The 19023-nt window shown below is 58.2% G+C and carries 15 protein-coding genes; 13 read left to right on the top strand and 2 right to left on the bottom strand.

What is annotated here, in order from left to right; genetic code table 11:
• Nucleotides 1–386 precede the first annotated feature (386 nt).
• Nucleotides 387–1037, top strand: a complete 651-nt coding sequence (locus Q8N04_16335) for a hypothetical protein (GenBank protein MDP3092242.1) — start codon at nt 387–389, stop codon at nt 1035–1037.
• A 406-nt stretch (nt 1038–1443) separates the two neighbouring features.
• On the opposite strand, the gene Q8N04_16330 is transcribed toward Q8N04_16335, so the two are convergent.
• Entirely contained in the window at nt 1444–2472 is a 1029-nt protein-coding gene (locus Q8N04_16330; protein MDP3092241.1) for a hypothetical protein, read from the bottom strand.
• A gap of 446 nt (nt 2473–2918) precedes the next feature.
• Here Q8N04_16330 and Q8N04_16325 point away from each other — a divergent pair, with 446 nt between their 5' ends.
• A complete protein-coding gene (locus Q8N04_16325) occupies nt 2919–3911 on the top strand; it encodes a glycosyl hydrolase family 28-related protein (protein MDP3092240.1) in 993 nt (330 codons plus the stop codon).
• Between the two features lie 260 nt (nt 3912–4171).
• Here Q8N04_16325 and Q8N04_16320 read toward each other — a convergent pair whose 3' ends face one another.
• Nucleotides 4172–5317, bottom strand: coding sequence for a glycosyl hydrolase family 28-related protein (locus Q8N04_16320; protein ID MDP3092239.1), 1146 nt, complete (start codon nt 5315–5317; stop codon nt 4172–4174).
• A gap of 489 nt (nt 5318–5806) precedes the next feature.
• Between Q8N04_16320 and Q8N04_16315 the strand changes: the two genes are divergently transcribed.
• The 11 genes from Q8N04_16315 to xrtD all read left to right on the top strand — a co-directional run bounded on the left by Q8N04_16315 (nt 5807) and on the right by xrtD (nt 19001).
• Complete coding sequence (locus tag Q8N04_16315; GenBank protein MDP3092238.1) at nt 5807–7126, top strand: O-antigen ligase family protein; 1320 nt, start codon at nt 5807–5809, stop codon at nt 7124–7126.
• Nucleotides 7123–8262, top strand: a complete 1140-nt coding sequence (locus Q8N04_16310; GenBank protein MDP3092237.1) for a family 10 glycosylhydrolase — start codon at nt 7123–7125, stop codon at nt 8260–8262. Before Q8N04_16315 ends, Q8N04_16310 begins: the two co-directional genes overlap by 4 nt.
• Nucleotides 8263–8285: 23 nt before the next feature.
• Nucleotides 8286–9392, top strand: a complete 1107-nt coding sequence (locus tag Q8N04_16305) for a glycosyltransferase family 4 protein (GenBank protein MDP3092236.1) — start codon at nt 8286–8288, stop codon at nt 9390–9392.
• Nucleotides 9389–10906: a lipopolysaccharide biosynthesis protein gene (locus Q8N04_16300; GenBank protein MDP3092235.1), complete on the top strand. Its 1518-nt coding sequence runs from the start codon at nt 9389–9391 to the stop codon at nt 10904–10906. Before Q8N04_16305 ends, Q8N04_16300 begins: the two co-directional genes overlap by 4 nt.
• A gap of 83 nt (nt 10907–10989) precedes the next feature.
• Nucleotides 10990–11778 (top strand): class I SAM-dependent methyltransferase, encoded by a 789-nt coding sequence (locus Q8N04_16295; GenBank protein ID MDP3092234.1) that lies wholly within the window; start codon nt 10990–10992, stop codon nt 11776–11778.
• A 40-nt stretch (nt 11779–11818) separates the two neighbouring features.
• Nucleotides 11819–12991 carry a glycosyltransferase family 4 protein gene (locus Q8N04_16290; GenBank protein MDP3092233.1) on the top strand — a complete coding sequence of 391 codons (1173 nt, stop codon included), beginning with the start codon at nt 11819–11821 and terminating at the stop codon, nt 12989–12991.
• 16 nt (nt 12992–13007) lie between these two features.
• The gene (locus tag Q8N04_16285) at nt 13008–14171 is read left to right on the top strand and encodes a glycosyltransferase family 4 protein (GenBank protein MDP3092232.1); all 1164 of its coding nucleotides are present in this window, start codon (nt 13008–13010) and stop codon (nt 14169–14171) included.
• 227 nt (nt 14172–14398) lie between these two features.
• On the top strand, nt 14399–15442 hold the full coding sequence (gene gmd, locus Q8N04_16280; GenBank protein ID MDP3092231.1) for a GDP-mannose 4,6-dehydratase: 1044 nt from the start codon (nt 14399–14401) through the stop codon (nt 15440–15442).
• Nucleotides 15409–16368 (top strand): GDP-L-fucose synthase, encoded by a 960-nt coding sequence (locus Q8N04_16275; GenBank protein MDP3092230.1) that lies wholly within the window; start codon nt 15409–15411, stop codon nt 16366–16368. The genes gmd and Q8N04_16275 overlap by 34 nt, the downstream gene beginning before the upstream one ends.
• A 190-nt stretch (nt 16369–16558) precedes the next feature.
• Nucleotides 16559–17359, top strand: a complete 801-nt coding sequence (locus tag Q8N04_16270) for a WecB/TagA/CpsF family glycosyltransferase (protein MDP3092229.1) — start codon at nt 16559–16561, stop codon at nt 17357–17359.
• 49 nt (nt 17360–17408) lie between these two features.
• Nucleotides 17409–19001 carry a VPLPA-CTERM-specific exosortase XrtD gene (gene xrtD / locus Q8N04_16265; protein ID MDP3092228.1) on the top strand — a complete coding sequence of 531 codons (1593 nt, stop codon included), beginning with the start codon at nt 17409–17411 and terminating at the stop codon, nt 18999–19001.
• The last annotated feature ends 22 nt before the right edge of the window (nt 19002–19023 follow it).

Here is a 19023-nt window from a genome sequence, read left to right as displayed (position 1 = left end):
CATTGGTGCGAAGGCGATCAGTGGGAAGGTTCGTTGGAACGCTTCGTGCTTGATATTGACCGGACGGCTGGGTGGACGACGGCAGTGATAGCCGTCCCCACTGAGCATAATTGCTCAGCGAGCTTGTTGACAATCAGTCATGCTCCCTCATAAGGGTGGGGCTCTTCGCTCGCCCCCTAAATCTTGATCCAAAATTAATCGAACCAGGATCGAAAGTTTACACGGATGTTATCCATGGCTCCCAGAATGGGTTTGCCGGGATGCTCCTCACAGCGGCTTGTTACGAAATGCAACGTAGAACGGATTCATCGAAGCGCATCGGTTCATCTTCACATTCACACCGGGGCGAACTCATAGAGTTCGTCTCACAACCAAAGGAGTTCGCGATGAAAGGTGTACTCGCATTGACGGTGGCGGTGGTAGCAACGGCGGCGCTGTCGCTCGTGGGGCTGGAGGGCCGCGCCCACGCGGTCTCGATCGGCCAATTGGAATTCACCTCGGGCGCGGTGAATTGGAGCGGCGAACATGGCCGCACGCTCGACCGGTTGTTCGACCGTGACGGGGTCATCAAGATGGGATCGTTTCAGTCGATGACGGAGATCGTGGATCCGATCACGAAGCAATGCACCACCTACTCACTCTTCACCAGCGGGATGACCGGCGCTCCGGCGCCCTCCGCCACGATCAACGGGTCGTCGCTGAGCGTCGATCTCTCCTCGTTGTTCTTCGGCTGGAGCCGCGGGAGCGAGGTGCGCGCCTGGAATATCGGCGGTCTTGCCAAGGGATTGTTCAACCCGGAGACCTCGGAATTCAGCCTGTCCTGGAATCATCTCTTTGAGCGCGGCGCGTTCAAGGGTGAGCAGGACTGGTCGCGCAAGGGAGGACAGGACCGGACCGCCACGTTCTTCTTGCAGGGCAAGGCCGTCGGCCTGACCCCGGCGCCCGTGCCGGTTCCTGCCGCGTTTCTGTTGTTTGCCAGCGGGGCGATGGGCGTCGGAGGCCTGGCCTGGAAGAAGCGCCGTGAGCTGGCGGCCTAGCAGGATGCTGAAAAAGTCCGCCAGCGGCGTTCAGTGCACCGTGAAACGTGAGGCGTGAAACGTGAAGCGAGCAGAAAAGTGAAGCTGTTCACTATCGGGAGGAGCGTAAAGCGCTCCTCCCGGCCCGTTCAGGACGTGGGTTCCGGATACGTCGATCCGAGCAGGTTATTAGCAGGCTGTTGATAATCTCGATAACGGCTCCGGTGAGGAAGTCTGGGCTAAGATCACGGATAGGATCCGTATGGCCCGCAGGCTGTTCAGAAAGGCCGTCCGCTTTGTCCGTTGTTCGTGAAGCGTCGTTCGTCTCTCGTTATAGGATCGGCGAGGGCACGTTCGCGAGATACGCTTCACGAGGAACGCTTCACGGATGATGAGAACGCCGTTGGCGGACATTGTCAACAGCCTGTTAGGGGTTGCTGGCGACGGGAGAAGAGGGCTTGAAGCAGAATTGCCGATCGGTCGGACCTCCTGCCGCAGACCACAGAGAGACCGCGCGCCCTACTTCAGCCCTGATTCTGACGCAGGCCCACTCAGCGTCGATGGCGCGATAGTAGCGGAACTCGTTGGTACCAGGCGGAAGGACTGCCAGCGTCGTCCAGCGATAATCGAGCGCCCCGCTGACTTCAATCCGATAGGCCGGGCCGGTCGTGGCACCGGGGCGTCCCCACGAGAGAGTAAAGCCGCGAGGGGATGCGGCCAAGCGGACCGATTCCGGCTCATACAGGATCGTCGGCGCGAGAATCGGCTGGGCAATCGTCGGAAGTTCCGCCGGGCGCGTGCAGAATTGGCGATCGGTTGGTCCACCGGCCTGCGCCCAGGGAGAGACGAGCGCGCCTCGTTCCGCCCGGACTCTGTAGCAGACCCACTCGGCGCCGGCGAGCTGAAAATAGGAGAACATGGGGACTCCCGGAGGCTGCACGACGGCAGTGGTCCAGGCGGGAACCAGCGAGCTGGATATTTCAACCCGATGCGAGACGGACGGCACATTAGCATCGTTCCAGACGAGGATCGCTCCCAGTGTCGTGTTCACGAGGCGGGCCGAGGACGGTTCATGAATTTCTGCCGGCAGTACCGGGTCCGGCCATCCGACGATTTCAAAGGGGACGGCCTGCGCCGCCGCGCTTTCGTTCCCGCTGTGATCGTAGGCCGTGACCGTGCCGAACCACTGGCCGTTTTCGGCTGCGTCGCCTTCCGAACAGCGAAAGGCGGTGCGCAGACCCACGTCTCTCATCCGGTTGAGCTGGTTGAGACTTCGTCCCATATAGACCCGATAGCCGGCCAGATCGGATTCGGTATTCGGATTCCAGGACAACGCACAGTCTCGGTAGGCGACCGGGCCGGCTGCATCGGCTTGGTCAACGAAGCTTGCGCAGGACGCGAGCAGGGCGCAGACCGTCAGAATATATCGCAGAGTCAAGAAGGGTCCGGTGTTCATGTGTTTCGTCTCCGTACAGCCGGTAGTCAACGTGGGTGTCGTCGGTTACAGCCGGCAGCGAGTCTCTGTAAACAAATCGTTACAAAATCCATGTGGGCCGCATCTGCCCAAGGAATTCGCCGTCTAGTTCCATGCAGAAAGCCACTGAGGGGCTAGAGGCAGGTCTCGTACCAGCTCAAGGCCGGCTGGCTTCCCGGATCGAGCGGAAAGTTCGCCTATCTGCAACTAGGCCTTAACGATTATCTGAGGCGTATCTCAGCGAGAAATTGGTAGGAGGGGTGTTGGTCGACAGTCTTACCACCCAATATAGATTGTGCGAGGGACTTTTCCTCTCTCCTACAACTTCGGAGGAATGTAACGGTCTGCTGACCATTACGAGAGTGTTCCGTAATACTACGTCGGTATCCTCTTAAATGGCTGTATCATCTTCTATCAAGGAGGCAGGCATGAGATGCATTCTCTCTGTAGGTTTCTTCCTCATGGGGCTTTTATTCCTGAATTTGCCGGTGATGGCTCAGTGCACATCGAATTGTACTTTTATGGGAACTACGAGATTCGACGATATCATTACTAAGGGGCCATGGATCGATGTTAGAGCCTTTGGGGCTGTAGGAGATGGGGTTATCGATGACACTTCGGCAATTCAGGCCGCGATCGATCATGGCGAGACGGTTCACGGGATTGTCTATTTCCCGCCTGGTTCCTACAAAATTACGAGCCGTCTGATTGTCAAAAGGAATGTTGACTTAGTGGGAACAGGAGTCGGGTTTGCGTCGGTGCTTCTTCCTTATGGCACCGATGCAGTCACGATATTTGGGTCTGACATGCCTGGGGGGTCTGGGTTTCGGAATGTGATAAAAGGGCTTCTCATCAACATGACCAACGCTGGGGGATCTAGAGCCATTGCTATCGACTCAGCCTACACAATAAAGATTCAGGATCTCATGGTGTATAACGCAGGAAGCGGAGGCGGTATTTCGATCGCAAATGCGGGACATATTACAGTTGAGGATGTAAGCGTCTATGGTTTGCCAACATTCTCTGGAACAGGAGTTCTCGTTACGGAAGCAGAAGTAAATTTCTACAATCCTGACATCGAATCTTTCTTTCACGGTTTGCGGATAAACGGTGCTGGGGTAGGAACAAAAAGCGTGCATGTGCACGGAGGTCATTTCGAAAGAAACGCGGCGTACGGAATTCGTCTTGAAGCAGGGGCGAGCTACAACACATTTACTGGTGTGCAAATTGATGGTCCGGCATCGGGTTACCCAATAGGATTTTGGGAATCATCCCACCATAATACCTTCATTGGGAGCCGTCTGAGAGCTCAAGGATCAACCAGTGCCTACCAGGATACGGCTACGGACCGCAAGAATGTGCTGTTTAATTCACAAGCACAGGGTGCCGTTACCTCTGGTATACAAGTCCAATATCCGTGACTTCTTGTGAGGAAACCATGGTCAGATCGAAAGCCCCCGCTCTCTTTGAGAGAGCGGGCCCTCGTTCTTTCAAGACTCGCGCGAATCACTGTTATTGTCATGGCATACGCGCAAGCCATGGGCGTACACTATCGACTCAATGGAGATGGTAACCCGGTCAGATTCTTCCGGCAACGTGGTCTTGCACTTTCAGGTCCCATGGGGCCTACCACACGCATAGACCAGCGGGGCGAACCGGGCTCACTCCGTATTGCTGATGCTTATATCACTGTCACACCAGCAGAAATCCCTCCGTTGACAAAGGCCTTTAATACGTAATTAGTTGCTGATCCACCGCTATCAAAAATGGCGATCGTTGGTGCGGGAGAGGCTTGTGTCGAATACGTTCCCCCAAGGATGACAGTCTTGACGGTGCCATTAATAAGCGCAATCGCGTTAGGTGAAGTTCCATTCGGAGTGTTGAGGACCGCGCCCTGGATCGTACACCCTTGGCAAGCGTCCAGCACAAGCCCGCGACTACTGTTACGTTCCATATATAGGCCAAAAAAACCATACGTGAATCCACCCGTACAATGTATCCCATCTTGAAAGGCCTCAACATCTACGTCGAAGAAGTTGACACTACTTGAACCTGATATGCTGATGCCTGTACCGGTAGCGGCGTCCAGCCCCGTAACCGTTGTGTGCCAGATGGTACAGTTTGTTGCTGTACTGGCCATGACGATACCGCCAGCACCGCAATTCCAAAACATGCAGTCTTCAATCTTGATCATATAGCCCGTATTGATATTTACAGCCACGTTACTAGAAGCATTAACCATATCGACCTGGATGCCACGTATGATGTTGCGAAGAGCGAATCCACCTGCCCAGTCAGATCCCCACATCGTAATGGCGTCACAGCTTGTGGGAATAATAACAGAGCCTTCTAAACCTTGGCCAATTAATGAGACTCCAGGAGGCACTTTGAGGCGGGATGAAATCACATAATTGCCGGCTGGGAGAAATACTATTGAGGAGGCACCATTCGTATGTCCATTTGCTGCTATATCCAATGCAGCTTGAATTGCGCCTTGGTCGTCTGCAATACCGTCTGCCTTCGCACCCCACCATTGCGGATATAACTTTGCACTACAACGTGGCCCTAACCTAAGTACACCCGTCCCAGGGATTGTGAAGATAGTGGTGAGCGGGGCTTTGATTGAACCGTTGATCGTGAGAGTCACTCCGTTGGGAATCACGAGCGACCCGCTGCCCGTAAACTCAAGAGTGAGAGTAGATGGAACTGTGGTGTTCATCGCCACCGAAAGGGCAGTGCTAATTGTAAGAGTAGTTGCGGTTGAGCCAAGTGTTGCCACCGCATCATCAAGAGTCGCATAGTTTAAGGCTGCTATCGCATTGCTCATACAACCTCCTAAGTACAATTCTGTTAACCACAAAGTGGAACTATTCGCCTCATTGTTTCGTAGGAAACCTAGCACGGAGGTGTTACGTAATGATCAAGAGATAGCGCTGACGTTTCCACGGAAAATGAGGGCAAGCCAAAGCTAGAGTAGCCTGTCGTGACGTTGGTGCCGTTACCTCTGGTATTCAAGTCCAATATCATCGGTGACTTCTTGAGCCAGCATGCTCGGAGGACCACCTGGGATCGAAGGTCACCGTCTTCTCGACGCATGCGGGGACTATTAGCTAATGGTGTGGGGAGGATGGCACCTCTACCATGGGGGTGCCATCGCTCCTATCGCTAGTATGCTGATGTGCCTCAGCTTGTCTGGTTACCCCGCCAGCCGCAAAGTTCGCTCATCTGCAACCAGGCCTTAACGAATCCGTAACAGCGGGAGCGTAGGATTTATCATCATTTACCTTCGATCGGTTCCGGTGAAGGAAGACGTTCCATGCTCGTCGCATTTGTTCTCTTGATTGTGGCTCTATTGGCAAAGGATGCGACGCCGCTGGGAGACCGGTTCGTTCTCCGGGCCTTGTCGGAAGGGACGGCGTTAGCCGTCGGCGGAGGATGGCTCGCTTTATCCGGGGGACGCATCTTCAATCGGTGGCACATGGTGCTCGGTCTCTATTTCGCTGCCCTGGTATTTGCAATCCCCCAAGCCATGAGCCCGTTGTTTGTCTCCTTGCAAATTCTAGCGCTGGCGGCGATTCTCCTGTTCGCGCTGGCCTTTCTAGATGCGGCAAAAGTCGATCCTCGACAACCCCTCTTTGTGGCCCGGACGATGCTCATCGCCCTGACCGTGGTGTGCTTGGTCAGTCTCCTGCTGCGGGTCTGGCTCCCGGCTCTGACGTTTGAACAGACGTTCGAGGGGCTTCGATTCCGGGGGCTTTTCAGTAAACCCGCGATGATGGGCGCAGCTTCCGGCCTCCTGTTCGGACTCTGCCTGTTTGTCCGGTGGCATTGGACCATACGAGGTATCGGTATCGCCGCCAGTCTCCCCTGTCTCTTTCTGACCGGTTCACGAACGTTCTGGGTTGCAGCCATTGTCAGCATGGGCGCGGCGGGGATTCGGTATGTGCGTTGGCGCCGGACGTTCGTGCCGATGGTCGCCGCGCTGATTGTGACGGTGCTCTGTCTGGGAATCGTGATCGGCACACGAATGACTCCGGCGCAAGGGGCAAAGATTTTCAGACAGGACTCGATTGAAAATCTGTCCGGACGGACGGCGATGTGGGCGCAGGCGCTTCAACGGTACTGGGAGCATCCCTGGTTGGGCTACGGGTTCACGGCCGGCGGGGTGGTGCTCAATGAAAGCGGTTGGAGGGGGGCAGGGGGCGCATCGTCCAACTCGCCGTCGCAGGGAGCGATTACCCTCCACAACGGTTATGTGCAAGCGCTCTTGGATTCGGGGGGGATCGGCGCGGCGTTGTATGTGGCTGTGATCCTCTCCGCGCTGTGGTGTTTTCTCCGGTACGACCGCGCCAAACAATATGCCGCTGAGTTCTATTGCCTCCTCTTTCTGGCGATCGCCAACCTTGGCGAGACAGTGATCTTTGGCGCAGCGGTGCTGCACGGGGTGTGGTTTTGGTATGTCACGGTCCTGGCGCTCACGCTTCCTTCCCTGGCACCGCAAATCTCTTCGCCCGAACGAGCAGGCCCTATCAGCAGAGAGGCCGCACCGGAAGTGGAAGCAGAGTGGGTGTCCGCGCCCGGGACACCGGAGCCCAGGCGCTTTCCGCTGGTACAGTCGAGGGAGGCCTGCCTGTGAGCAGGTTGGCGATCATGCTATGGCTTGCGGTCATGATGGCTGCGGGTCCTTCGACTGCGAATGCCCAACCGCCGCAGGGAGTCGCGGGAGGGCCGATGGCCGGCAAGCGCGCGATTCTGGATGAAACGTTTCAATTCTGGACGACCCGCGAGGCTGCCGATCGTACCCTGAGTCGCATCAAAGAGGCCGGATTCAATGTGTATATTCCGGTCGTGTGGTATGGCGCAGGCACGACGTGGCCCTCCCGGCTGGCGCCATGGGATCCCGCGCTGACAGCCCAGGCGGCAGCGGGGTTCGATCCGCTTCGCTATGTGATCGAGAAGGCGCATGCGCTGGGGATTGAAGTGCATCCCTGGTTCACGGTCGCACTGCGCCGGTCCGATCTGCGCCCTGAATTTGCGCTGCAGGGGGTGCTGGAGGGCGGCAAACTCGGCATTTTCGACATTCACAATTCCCGGTTCCGCACGTGGATCACAGACCTGATCGTCGAGGTCGTGAGCAACTACGATGTCGACGGTGTCAACCTCGATTACATCCGTGCCATGGGGATGTGTAATACGACCGCGTGCTGGGCCGAGTATCACGCCCGCTATCAGCGGGACCTCGAGAAAGATGCGTTGTTGTTTCGTGTGGCCCCTCGAATGGTTCCCTCGCTGATCGAGTATCAAGAATCGGCCGTCACCGGCCTGGTCCGGAAGATTGCCGAGGCGGTCCGGGCCGTCAATCCTCGTGTGGTCATCAGCGCCGACGCCTATCCGGACTTGACGGATTATCTCAACGGGCAGAACAGTGTGGAGTGGGTGAATCGCGGGTATATCGACGTGCTTTTCCGCATGGACTATGACAAGTCCATCAACGTTGCCGGCACAGAGGCGGTCCGGTCGCGCCTCAAAAATCCCGACCGGCTGACGATTATCGCCGGCAACTATGACCTCGTTCGAGAAGGCGCGTTGCCGCGGTCGGGACGATGGCTCGTTGACACGTTGGACGGAATCACGTCCCGCTGGCCTCAATCCGGTATGGCCTTATATCTCTACAATCAACTGTCCGATGAACAGGTGGAGGCCTTGAAGTTTTTCGACCGGCGCAGGCCGGCCAGCGATCTAACCGCGCCGAGGGATGTCCAAGTCCGCTGAGGCCATGGCGAAGGGGAGTCGGGATGCTGACGATGCTGCACATTGTCGAGTTGCTAGCGCCGTACGGCGGTGTGCCTGTCAAGTTGTTCCGTCTCGCGGAAGCGATCGATCCGGAGCGGGGACGGCTGGTTTTCACCGTGTTTCAGCCGGGCTCGCTTGACGGCGCCATCAGCCGCCTGGGCTCAAGCGTTCGACAGGTCGGCTCGGTTTCGCCGGTGCGCATTGTTCGAGCGCTCGATCGGGCGATCGAGGAAGAGCGGCCGGATGTGGTGTGTTCGCATCACACGCGTGGATTGATCACGGGCTTTCTTGCAGCCAAGCGGCACGGCCTTCCTCTCATCCATCATGAACATAGCAGCGCGCACTATCGTCAGGGCCTCGGACGGCTTGCGGCCCGGGCTATCATGCCCCGGGTCGACCGGGTCATTTGCAATTCCCTCTATACATTGCGTTCGATTCAGGCCGCCTATTCCGGCATTGCCGGCCGGCTCTGCCATCTCCATGACCCTGTGGTGGAACGCCGGGCGACCACGCCTGCGCAGGCGGTTCGGGAGGAACTTGGGCTGAGTGCGACCGATCCGGTCATCGGGCATATCGGTGGGCTGATTCCGGAGCGCGATCAGGCGACGTTGATTCGGGCGGTCGATCGGTTGAGGCGGTTCTATCCCCGCGTCAAGCTGGTGCTGGTCGGCGACGGTCCGGAGCGCGCACGTCTCGAGGCGCTTGTGCGCATGCTACAGATGGACGCGCTGGTGCGATTCACCGGATATCGGGATCCCGGAGATCTGCTTGGTGTGATGGATCTCTATGTCAATCCCTGTGTCGATGAAGGATTCGGCATCGCGGTCGTTGAGGCGATGCTCGCGGGGCTTCCTGTCGTGATTGCCGGTGCAGGCTCCCATCCCGAGTTGATCATCGACGGAGAGTGCGGATTCTTATATGAGCCGGGCAATCCGGAGGACCTCGCAGCCAGGCTTCAATGGCTGATCGACCACCCGGTCGATGCGAGGGGTATGGGCGCGCGCGCGCGGCTGCATGCGCAACAGCAGTTTTCCCCTGGTCGATTCATGACCGGCTATTTCAATGCGATGCAACCGGTTGTCGGTTGTTTCGATCCGGTACTCCAATGAATGTTCCTGCGCTCCAGCAAAAGCTGCTTCATGGATCGATGGCAGGGCTAGTGCGGGTCGCCTTGGCGATCCCGGTTTATCTGGTGCTCACGCCGGCGGTTCTTCACGCGTTGGGTCCGGAGCAGTTCGGCATCTGGTCGTTCAGCACGCTCGTCATCAGTTTGATGAACGTCACGGACTTCGGCCTCAAGGATAGCCTGGTCTACCACGTTGCGAAGCATAGTGAGGAGCCGGACGAAGCCCGGCAGTGCTTCTCCGTCACGCTCTGGAGCTATATCGCCGTTGCGCTGTTGCTGGTGATCGGCACAGCGGCGTGGGGAGCGAAGGCGTTTCCCGTTTTGCTCAACGTCCCGGCGTCACTGCGGGAGGCTGCCATATTTGTCTTGTGGGTGACGATCGCCGGGTTGGTCTGGCGCCTTCTTGCGTTGCCGTATCAGGCGGTTGTCGAAGGGTATCAGGAACTCTTCCGGTCTCAACTGATCTTTCTGGCCTGGTTGGGCGTGCATTTCGCCACGACGCTGATCGCGCTCGCCGTCGATCCGACGGTGTATGGGCTCGGATGGGCAGGCCTCTGCGGGAATATGTTTATTTTCGGAGCGTTCTTCTGGACGGTACGGAGGCGGTTCCCGCATATCACCCTCCGCTGGTACGGATTGTTCAACGGGTCCGTGCGTTCCATGGTTGGATTCGGTCTGGGGATACAGATCGCTTCAATCTGTATCGCGATGCGAGAACCGGTTTACAAAGTCCTGATTGCGCGATCCTCGGATCTGGCATCGGTGGCGAGCTTCGAAATCGCCTACAAGCTCTGTACGCAACTTATGTCGGTCATGACGACTCCGCTCCTCGGTCTCTTCGGCGCTGCGGCCTTGTTGGCGGGACGGCAGCAGGATCTTACCACCCTGTTACGTCCGCTGATCGGCTGGACCCTTGGGGCCCTGTTGCCCGGCGCGATCGGCGTCGCGGTATTCGCCGAGCCGCTGATGCAGCGCTGGTTAGGACGGGACGATCTTGCCGTCGGCCTTGTCCTTCCGGTGATGTGCGCCGGGTTCGCCCTGTATTACTCCACTGAGGCCCTCTATAAGACAATCGAAGGATCCGGGCGGTCCTGGTACAGCGCCGTCATCCAGTGCGCAGTACTGACACTCCAGGTAGTCACCTTCTGGCTATTCTCCTCTCACGGCCTCGCCCTCGCCGCCTGGTCTCTCACCGTGGGATTTGTAATGTTTTCAATTTCGAATGTCATCGTCTTTCGGATCACATGTGCACGCATCCGACTCTTTACGAGGATACAGTGGATCCTGCTGATTTTGCCGTCGGGTATCTATGCCGCGTGCAAGTGGGTGTTTCCTGATTTCTCTGAACCGGTTCTTTTCGGAGGGTATCTGCTGATCCATTTTGGGGTTCTGGCAGCCTCTGGAGTTGTCGATCTCGATTTGTTCCGGACTTGCCTGATGCGGAGGCAGTCGGAATCCGGATCGTCGGCATTGTTGTCGAATGGCGGAGTGAAATGACGCCGGAGATAGCCGGAAGTCAATTGTGACAGGCCAAGCTCTTAGAGGGAGAATTGGTCGGATCGCGGGAAACGGAGGTCGTGATGGGAACTAGCTCATCTGGTACGCCAGTCAAGGATTCGACGGTCTGCGGCAGAGACTATTACGAGTCCTTATATCAGAAGCGGGTTGTCGCGGAGGCGGAGTGGTTGAGAAGAGGCGCGATTGAAAAGGCCAACTCTATCGAACAACTCTTGAATCATCACGCCATACGCCCCACGACACTCATGGAGCTGGGGTGCGGGACAGGAGCCGTCATTCGAGAATGTCAGACCCGGGGGCTGGCGCAGCGATATATCGCGGCGGATTATTCAATTGAGGCGCTCCAATACCTTAAGGGGTCCACCACGAATATCGAGACCATATGCACGGACATCACGATCCCTGGAACGCTCCCTCGACAGGTTGACGTCGTCATTGTAAGTCATGTCCTGGAACATCTGGAAGCGCCGGCCGTTTTCCTTCAATCCTTGCGGCATCTTGAGTTTTCTTATCTGATTGCGGAAGTCCCATTGGAAGATCTGTTTGCAGGCAGGCTCAAGTCATGGATCTGGGATCGTACTCGGAATATAAGCGGACACGTCCAATTCTTTACCGCGCCGTCCTTCAGACGCTTGCTCTCCTGCAACGGCTTCAGCGTGATTGCCGAACGGACGTACGTGCCGATCCTTGATCGAGACACCATCAGGTTTGTGTCTGAGAAAAATTCCGCCAATAGGCTCCAGCGCATGAGGATGACGATCACAAATTACTACCTGCCAAGCCTGCTCAAGTCTCTTTGGGCCAAATTCTATTATGCGCATCATGCCGTTCTATGCCACAAGAGCAAATGAGTGCTGCTGATGACTAACGAGTGACGAACAGAGGGACGATATGAAGCTTGCAATCGTCACGAACATACTGACGCCCTATCGTATCCCGCTGTTTGCGGCGATGGCCGGGCAGGTGGAGAGTTTGACTGTCCTGCTGATGGCCGAGCGGGAGGAAAATCGTCAATGGGAGCTGGGATCGATCCCGTTCGCGGTGCAGGTGTTGCCAGGGTTTCACATTCGCCCGCGCCAGGCCGATGTCTCGATTCATCTGAATTACGGGGTGATACGGGCGCTACGGCGGCTGAATCCGGACGTGGTGTTGAGCGGAGGATTCGCCGCGGCGAATGTGGCCGCGTTCGTCTACTGCCGGCTGTTTCGAAAGAAGTATGTGGCCTGGACGCATCTGACTCTGCAGGACGGCGCCGAATCGTCTCGTATCCGGCGCTGGATCAGGCATCTCGTGATCGGATCGGCCCACGGCTCGATTGCGGAATCTTCCGTGGCGCGCGACGCGTTTGTGCACTATGGGGCTCCGCCGCGCCGGGTCTTGCGGGCCGTCATGCCGCTTGATGTGTCGAGGATTCATGAACGAACCGACGCCGTCCGGCGGAGTCCCGGCTATCAGGTTCTCCGTAGTCGCTACCCCGGTGTTGTTCTCCTATCCATCGGCCAGCTCATTTCCAGGAAAGGCTGTCGGGAAATGCTGGAGATCTATCACCGGGTCGCGCCGGTTCGCCCGGACGTCAGTCTGGTGATTCTCGGTGATGGGCCGGAACGGGCTTCGTTGGAACAGATGGTTAGTGAACAACGTATCCCTCATGTTTATTTCGAAGGCTACGTGCAGGCGGAAGATCTGCCGCAGTATCTCGCCTGTGCGGACCTGTTCGTGTTTCATACCTTGTACGATGCGTTCGGACTGGTGCTGAGCGAAGCCATGGCCGCAGAACTGCCCGTTGTGTCGTCCGTGCATGCTGCCGCTACGCGCGACCTGGTCAAAGAGGGAGTGACGGGATTTTCTATCGATCCCCATGACGCGGGAGCGTCGTCTGCGACAATTCTGAAACTTCTTAGGCTGTCTCAAGAAGACCGGCGTAGCATGGGGCGGGCCGGATACGAACATGTGCGGGCGTTCGACGCTGGGCCTTCTGCCGCCCGTATGGTGAAGTTCATGCGAAGCGTCACGGAGCAATCCGATCGGTTCCCATTGGTAGAAGGCCGGGAGGGAAATCTGTGATTGAACCAGGGGCGACATGTCTGACAAGCCGAAGCTGCTGATCATCGGTCCGACACCGCCGCCTTATCACGGTGTGGCGGTGGCGATTCGGACTTTGCTCGATTCGAAATTGACGGAGTCGTTCGATGTGAGCCATCTGGACCTGGCCGACCGGCGGGGTATCGGGCATGTCAACAATCCGGATTGGCACGACGTCGTGCTCTTTGTTCGCCAATGGTTTCGTCTCTGGCGTCTGCTGCTGGCCCGCCGTCCGCAGGTCGTCTACCTTGTGCTCTCGCAAACCACGCTGGGTTTTATCCGGGATAGTCTGCTCATCTGGCCCGCGGTGCTGACGGGAGCCAAGATCGTGGCGCATCTGCATGGCGGGGCGTTGCGCGATTGGTACGAGTCCAGTTGGGCTCCGATCCGCTTCTATGCCCGCGCGGTGTTGGGAACGGTGTCCAGAATGATCGTGCTGGGGGAGTCGTTTCGCGGACTCTTTGCCGGACTCATCCCGGACGAGCGGATTGCGGTCGTGCCGAACGGTGTCGAGTTGTCCCGGGACGAACCGAGGCGGGATCCTCCGAACGGCACCAGGCCCTGGCGCATCCTGCATCTCAACACGTTGAACCGGATGAAAGGCACGCTGGTGCTCTTGGCGGCGATCCCAACGGTGCTCAGGCATCGTCGCGACGTGGCCTTCGTGTTCGCCGGGAGCTGGTCGCATGAGCTCCATCGGCAGACGGCGGAATGGTACATCGGTCAACACCGGTTGGAGCCCTATATCACGTTTGTCGGAGAGGTAACCGGGCTGACGAAAGACGCGGTGCTGCAGTCGTCCGATATCTTTGTTTTTCCGGGAATCCAGCAGGAGGGCCAGCCGATGGTCGTGCTTGAAGCGATGGCCGCTGGCCTGCCGATTGTTTATACGAATCAAGGCTGTCTCAGGGAAACGGTCGTCAACGGGGAGTGCGGCGTCGAAGCCTATACGAACGACCCCTATGACCTGGCCCTGCGCATGTGCGCGTTGCTGGACCACGAGGAGGACCAGCGGCAGTTCGGGCAGAATGCCCGCCGTCGTTGCGAGTTGCACTTCAGCAAGGATCGCCATATCGAACGAATGATCCAAACCTTTCAAGAGGTTCTGGCCGACGCCTCGCCGGACCGCCATCCGTCCCTCAGCGCTTCCCGGCCCCGTTAGCCGGTTGCTCCACCGCTTGTTTTCCTCCAACGCGGGACTGCCGGTCTGGTGAGGTTGTACAGTCCTCTCCATCCCTGATCCGTCGATGAATAATTTAACGTTTTGTTAACGGAGTCTTGAGCCCTCTGTGGCATCAGATCTTGTAGAGATCGCTACACTCCCCCCGCTGCCAAAGCGCGATCATAAGTGCGAGGCATGGGGAGGCCAGGTTGGACCCGGGAGGCGTCATGAAGAAGGCATTGATTACGGGGATTACAGGGCAGGATGGATCGTATCTTGCGGAATTCCTGCTGGCGAAGGGCTATGAGGTATACGGGATCATTCGCCGATCCAGTTCTTTCAACACCGCTCGCATCGATCAGATTTATGAAGATCCGCATCTCCCCGAGGCGCGGTTGCGCTTGGTATATGGAGACCTCAACGACGCGAGTTCATTAAATAAGGTGCTGCGCCGTGTCCAGCCCGATGAAATTTATAATCTGGGGGCGCAAAGCCATGTGCGCGTGAGTTTCGATATCCCGGAATACACCAGTGAGGTCACGGGTCTCGGAACCTTACGGCTATTGGAGGCGGTTCGTGAAACCGGACTCCGGCCCAGGTTTTATCAAGCCTCTTCCAGCGAGATGTTCGGAAAAGTTCAGGAAATCCCCCAGCGCGAAACCACGCCCTTCTATCCCAGGAGCCCCTATGGCGTGGCCAAGCTCTATGCGCATTGGATGACCGTGAACTACCGCGAGGCGTACGGGATGTTTGCCTGCAACGGCATCCTGTTCAATCACGAGTCGCCGCGCCGCGGGGAAACATTCGTCAGCCGGAAAATCACCAAGTCGGCCGCGCGCATCAAGCTCGGCCTGCAACACGAACTGTTTCTGGGCAACCTCGACGCGAAGCGCGATTGGGGATTCGCCGGTGACTACGTAGAGGCCATGTGGATGATGCTGCAGGCCGATCGCCCCGATGATTATGTCGTCGCGACCGGAGAAACCCATTCCGTGCGGGAGTTGCTGGATGTGGCCTTCGGTGTCCTCGATTTGGATTGGACGCAGTACGTGAAGATCGACCCTCGCTATTACCGTCCGACCGAAGTGGATCTGCTGATCGGCGATGCGAGCAAGGCAGCCCGCGATTTGGGGTGGCGGCCTACGATGTCTTTCCATGACCTGGTCCGGACGATGGTGCGGGCCGACATGGACGCGGAACAGCAGCGCCTCACCGGTGTCCAGGCAAAGGCGGAATTATGCACTTCTGGAGAGATCAAAGGGTTGTGGTAACGGGCGGCGCCGGCTTTCTGGGCTCTTACGTTGTGGAGAAGCTGAGAGAGCGCGGATGTGGAGCGATCGTGGTGCCGAGGAGCCGGGACTATGACCTGGTTACCATGGATGCCGTCGAACGGCTGTATGATGACGCCCGCCCTGATCTGGTCCTTCATTTAGCGGCTCGTGTCGGGGGGATCGGCGCCAATCAGGCCTGCGCCGGTCAATTTTTCTACGACAATCTGATGATGGGCGCGCAATTGATGGAAGTCGGGCGGCGCCGCGGCCTCAAGAAATTCGTGGCGCTCGGCACGATCTGCGCGTACCCGAAGCATGCGCCCATTCCCTTTCAAGAAGCGGCGCTCTGGGACGGTTATCCGGAGGAGACCAATGCTCCTTATGGGCTCGCAAAGAAGATGCTCCTGGTTCAAGCGCAAGCCTATCGTACCCAGTACGGGTTCAATGCGATGGTGCTGTTTCCTGTGAATCTGTACGGCCCCAGGGACAATTTCCATCTCGAAACGTCTCACGTCATTCCTGCGCTCATCCGCAAGTGCACCGAAGCGAAAGAGCAGGATGCGGCTGCCGTGACGATCTGGGGAGACGGGACGCCCACTCGTGAATTCCTGTACGTCGAGGATGCGGCGGAGGGCATCCTGGCGGCGGCGGAACATTATGATCGAAGCGAACCGGTCAATCTGGGGAGCGGGCTGGAAATCTCGATCCGGGATCTGGCTATGCTGGTTGCTCAGAAAGTCGGCTATTCCGGGGAGTTTGTCTGGGATACGCGCAAGCCCAACGGGCAGCCCCGCCGGTGCGTCGACGTCTCCAAAGCCGCAGAGTTGTTCCACTTCCTGGCGCAACAGTCCCTGCCGGAAGGCATTGAAAAAACGGTGTCCTGGTTTCAGGCCCACCGGGAATCGCTTCGGGAAGTCGTCTACTGACCCGGTCTTGTCCGGCCAGTCTGGTACCCCCCTGCCGGATTCAGTTCTCTCAACTGCAACTCCCGAGCTCCCCACAGTTTAACGATTCGTTAACACAAACTTGAGCTTGGCGTGGCCTGCCGATCGGGCGGACTCGCTAGACTTGGCCTCCCATGGATCCGGCGTCGTGCGTATCACAAGGAGGTCTGCGATGGCTTCAGCGACGATTGAGCAAGAGCAAGCGAGTCGGTTCTGCCAGGTGCCGATTCTCGGGCTTCCCGTCCATATGATTCAAATTCCAGACGTCGTGTCGGTGATGACGCATTGGGTCACGCACGAGCGCTTCCGTCCTCATTGGGTCGTGGTGGCCGATATGCACGCAGTCGTTGAGGCGCACAACCGGGCCGATTTCCGGCGCATGGTCCGGCAGGCGGACCTGACCGTTCCTGACGGTATCTCCCTGGTGAAAGTGGCGCAATGGAAGGGCGGCGCAGTGCGGTCCCGCGTCGCCGGCACCGATCTGATGAAAGCCTTTTTTTTCGGCACCCAGGGCTTGGGATTCCGGCATTACTTTTACGGCGATACCGATCTGACCCTTGAGCGTCTTGCGGGCAATCTGACGCGGCAGTATCCCGGGTTGACCGTTGCCGGAGCCTACTCGCCGCCGTTTCGCCCGTTGACGGAAGAAGAAGACGAGGCCGCGATCCGGCGGATCAACGAGGCGAAGCCGGACGTGTTGTGGGTGGGACTCGGGCTCCCCAAGCAAGAGCAGTGGATCTATGCCCATCGTGACCGGCTGGATGTGCCGTTGGTGCTCGGGGTCGGGGCCGCATTCAAGTTTCTAGCGGGGACGGTGCAGCGCGCGCCCGATTGGGTCGGCGACATGGGATTCGAGTGGTTGTGGCGGTTTGCCTGCGAACCGCGCCGGTTGTGGAAGCGGGTCATGATCGAAGGGACGCAATTCGTGGGACTCGTTGCATTGGAAATGGCCGGCTGGCGGGACTTTTCCTAAGGGACTGATGGGGCAAGAGTACGAAATGGAATTCTCCGGAGTGACGTCCATGCCGACTAGTGGAATGGTCTTAACCGAAGTCAGCGCTCCCGGACTTCCTCGTCGCCGGCCGATCATGCTCTGGGGGGCGGCCTTGGCTGTCGTCGTGCTGATCGGCATCGCCTATGCCGAGAGTCTGGCGTATTTGGTGACGCAGTGGATGGAGGATGACAACTTCAGCCACGGGTTCTTCGTGCCGGTCATCACGGTGGCTCTCATCTGGTTACGCCGTGAACAGGTTGTGGCGGCGGGCATGGTCCCGTCCTGGTGGGGCCTCGGTCCGGCCGTGCTCGGGCTTGCGCTCTACCTCGTCGGTGAACTCGCTACTATTTATTTTCTTCAGCATCTCTCCTTGTGGCTGGTGATCGTCGGGTTGGCTCTGGCGGTCGCAGGCCCGTGCGCGACCCGTGAGATGGCGTTTCCCCTCGGGTATCTCCTGACCATGATTCCCCCGCCGCAGATGCTGTTACAGAGTCTATCTTCTTCTCTGCAACTCATGTCGTCGACGCTGGGCGTCGGTTTTCTTCAACTGATCGGAGTGACGGCCTTCCGCGAAGGCAACGTCATCGACCTCGGCCCGATCCAGCTGCAAGTGGTCGAAGCCTGCAGCGGCTTGCGCTACCTGATTCCGTTGATCGCCCTGACCTTGTTGAGCGCGTACCTATTCCAGAGTCGCCTGTGGAAGCGGGTGGTGCTGGTCGCTTCGGCGATCCCCTTAGCGGTGCTTTTGAACGGCCTGCGGATCGGATTGATCGGAGTCCTCGTCGAGCGATTCGGCCAGAGCGCGGCCGAAGGGTTTATGCACGCGTTCGAGGGCTGGTTCCTGTTCGTCTTGAGTCTGGCGATACTCGGCGCGGAAATGTGGCTGCTGGAGCGGGTCGGCGCTGGATCTGCGCCGGGCGTCGATCGGCCTGCGGCGCGCCCGGGCGCGGTGTTGTCTCCCGGTCCCGCCGCGCTTGTCGTGAGCGGCCCGGTTTTCGCCTGCATCGGACTCCTGGCCGTGACGACGTCGATGTCTTTTCATGCCGACGGGCGCGACCACGTGCCTCCTCCGCGCCAGAACTTCGTCGATTTCCCCATGCAGGTGGCCGGATGGCAGGGTGAACCGATGGTGATGGAGCGACAATATGTCGATGTGTTGCGTTTCGACGACTACCTGTTGGCCAACTATCAAGGCCCCGGGGGCCCGATCAATGTTTATGCGGCGTACTATCGTTCCCAGGAAAAGGGGCGCGCGACGCATTCTCCGAAGACCTGTATTCCCGGCGGCGGGTGGGAAATCACGTCGCTCGATGAAGTGGTCGTGCCCGGTGACGTCCTGGCGGGGAGCGGGTTTCGAGCCAACCGGGTGATGATCCAGAAGGGCGAGCAGAAACAAGTGGTGCTCTATTGGTTCAAGCAGCGCCACCGGGTGGTGACGAGCGAGTATTTGGTCAAGTTCTTTCTGTTTGTGGATGCGCTCACGATGAAACGGACGGATGGAGCCCTTATCCGGTTGGTGGCTGCCGTGCAGTCCGGCGAGTCGGAGAAGGCGGCGGATCAGCGGGTCATGCAGATGGCGGCGGCCGTCCAGCCTCTGCTGCCGGCCTATGTGCCCGATTGATGACGGTCATGAGGAACGTCAG

The organism is Nitrospira sp. (assembly GCA_030692565.1).
Classification (GTDB): Bacteria; Nitrospirota; Nitrospiria; order Nitrospirales; family Nitrospiraceae; genus Nitrospira_D.
The sequence above is the reverse complement of the archived record's forward strand: the minus strand, read 5'-3'. Positions and strand labels throughout refer to the sequence as shown.

What these genes read in the sequence shown, in the direction of transcription:
- gmd (MDP3092231.1), top strand. Translation starts at nt 14,399, where the DNA reads ATGAAGAAGGCATTGATTACGGGGATTACAGGGCAGGATGGATCGTAT.
- Q8N04_16270 (MDP3092229.1), top strand. Translation starts at nt 16,559, where the DNA reads ATGGCTTCAGCGACGATTGAGCAAGAGCAAGCGAGTCGGTTCTGCCAG.
- xrtD (MDP3092228.1), top strand. Translation starts at nt 17,409, where the DNA reads ATGCCGACTAGTGGAATGGTCTTAACCGAAGTCAGCGCTCCCGGACTT.
- Q8N04_16285 (MDP3092232.1), top strand. Translation starts at nt 13,008, where the DNA reads ATGTCTGACAAGCCGAAGCTGCTGATCATCGGTCCGACACCGCCGCCT.
- Q8N04_16295 (MDP3092234.1), top strand. Translation starts at nt 10,990, where the DNA reads ATGGGAACTAGCTCATCTGGTACGCCAGTCAAGGATTCGACGGTCTGC.
- Q8N04_16290 (MDP3092233.1), top strand. Translation starts at nt 11,819, where the DNA reads ATGAAGCTTGCAATCGTCACGAACATACTGACGCCCTATCGTATCCCG.
- Q8N04_16320 (MDP3092239.1), bottom strand. Translation starts at nt 5,317, where the DNA reads ATGAGCAATGCGATAGCAGCCTTAAACTATGCGACTCTTGATGATGCG.
- Q8N04_16275 (MDP3092230.1), top strand. Translation starts at nt 15,409, where the DNA reads ATGCACTTCTGGAGAGATCAAAGGGTTGTGGTAACGGGCGGCGCCGGC.
- Q8N04_16330 (MDP3092241.1), bottom strand. Translation starts at nt 2,472, where the DNA reads ATGAACACCGGACCCTTCTTGACTCTGCGATATATTCTGACGGTCTGC.
- Q8N04_16335 (MDP3092242.1), top strand. Translation starts at nt 387, where the DNA reads ATGAAAGGTGTACTCGCATTGACGGTGGCGGTGGTAGCAACGGCGGCG.
- Q8N04_16315 (MDP3092238.1), top strand. Translation starts at nt 5,807, where the DNA reads ATGCTCGTCGCATTTGTTCTCTTGATTGTGGCTCTATTGGCAAAGGAT.
- Q8N04_16300 (MDP3092235.1), top strand. Translation starts at nt 9,389, where the DNA reads ATGAATGTTCCTGCGCTCCAGCAAAAGCTGCTTCATGGATCGATGGCA.
- Q8N04_16305 (MDP3092236.1), top strand. Translation starts at nt 8,286, where the DNA reads ATGCTGACGATGCTGCACATTGTCGAGTTGCTAGCGCCGTACGGCGGT.
- Q8N04_16325 (MDP3092240.1), top strand. Translation starts at nt 2,919, where the DNA reads ATGAGATGCATTCTCTCTGTAGGTTTCTTCCTCATGGGGCTTTTATTC.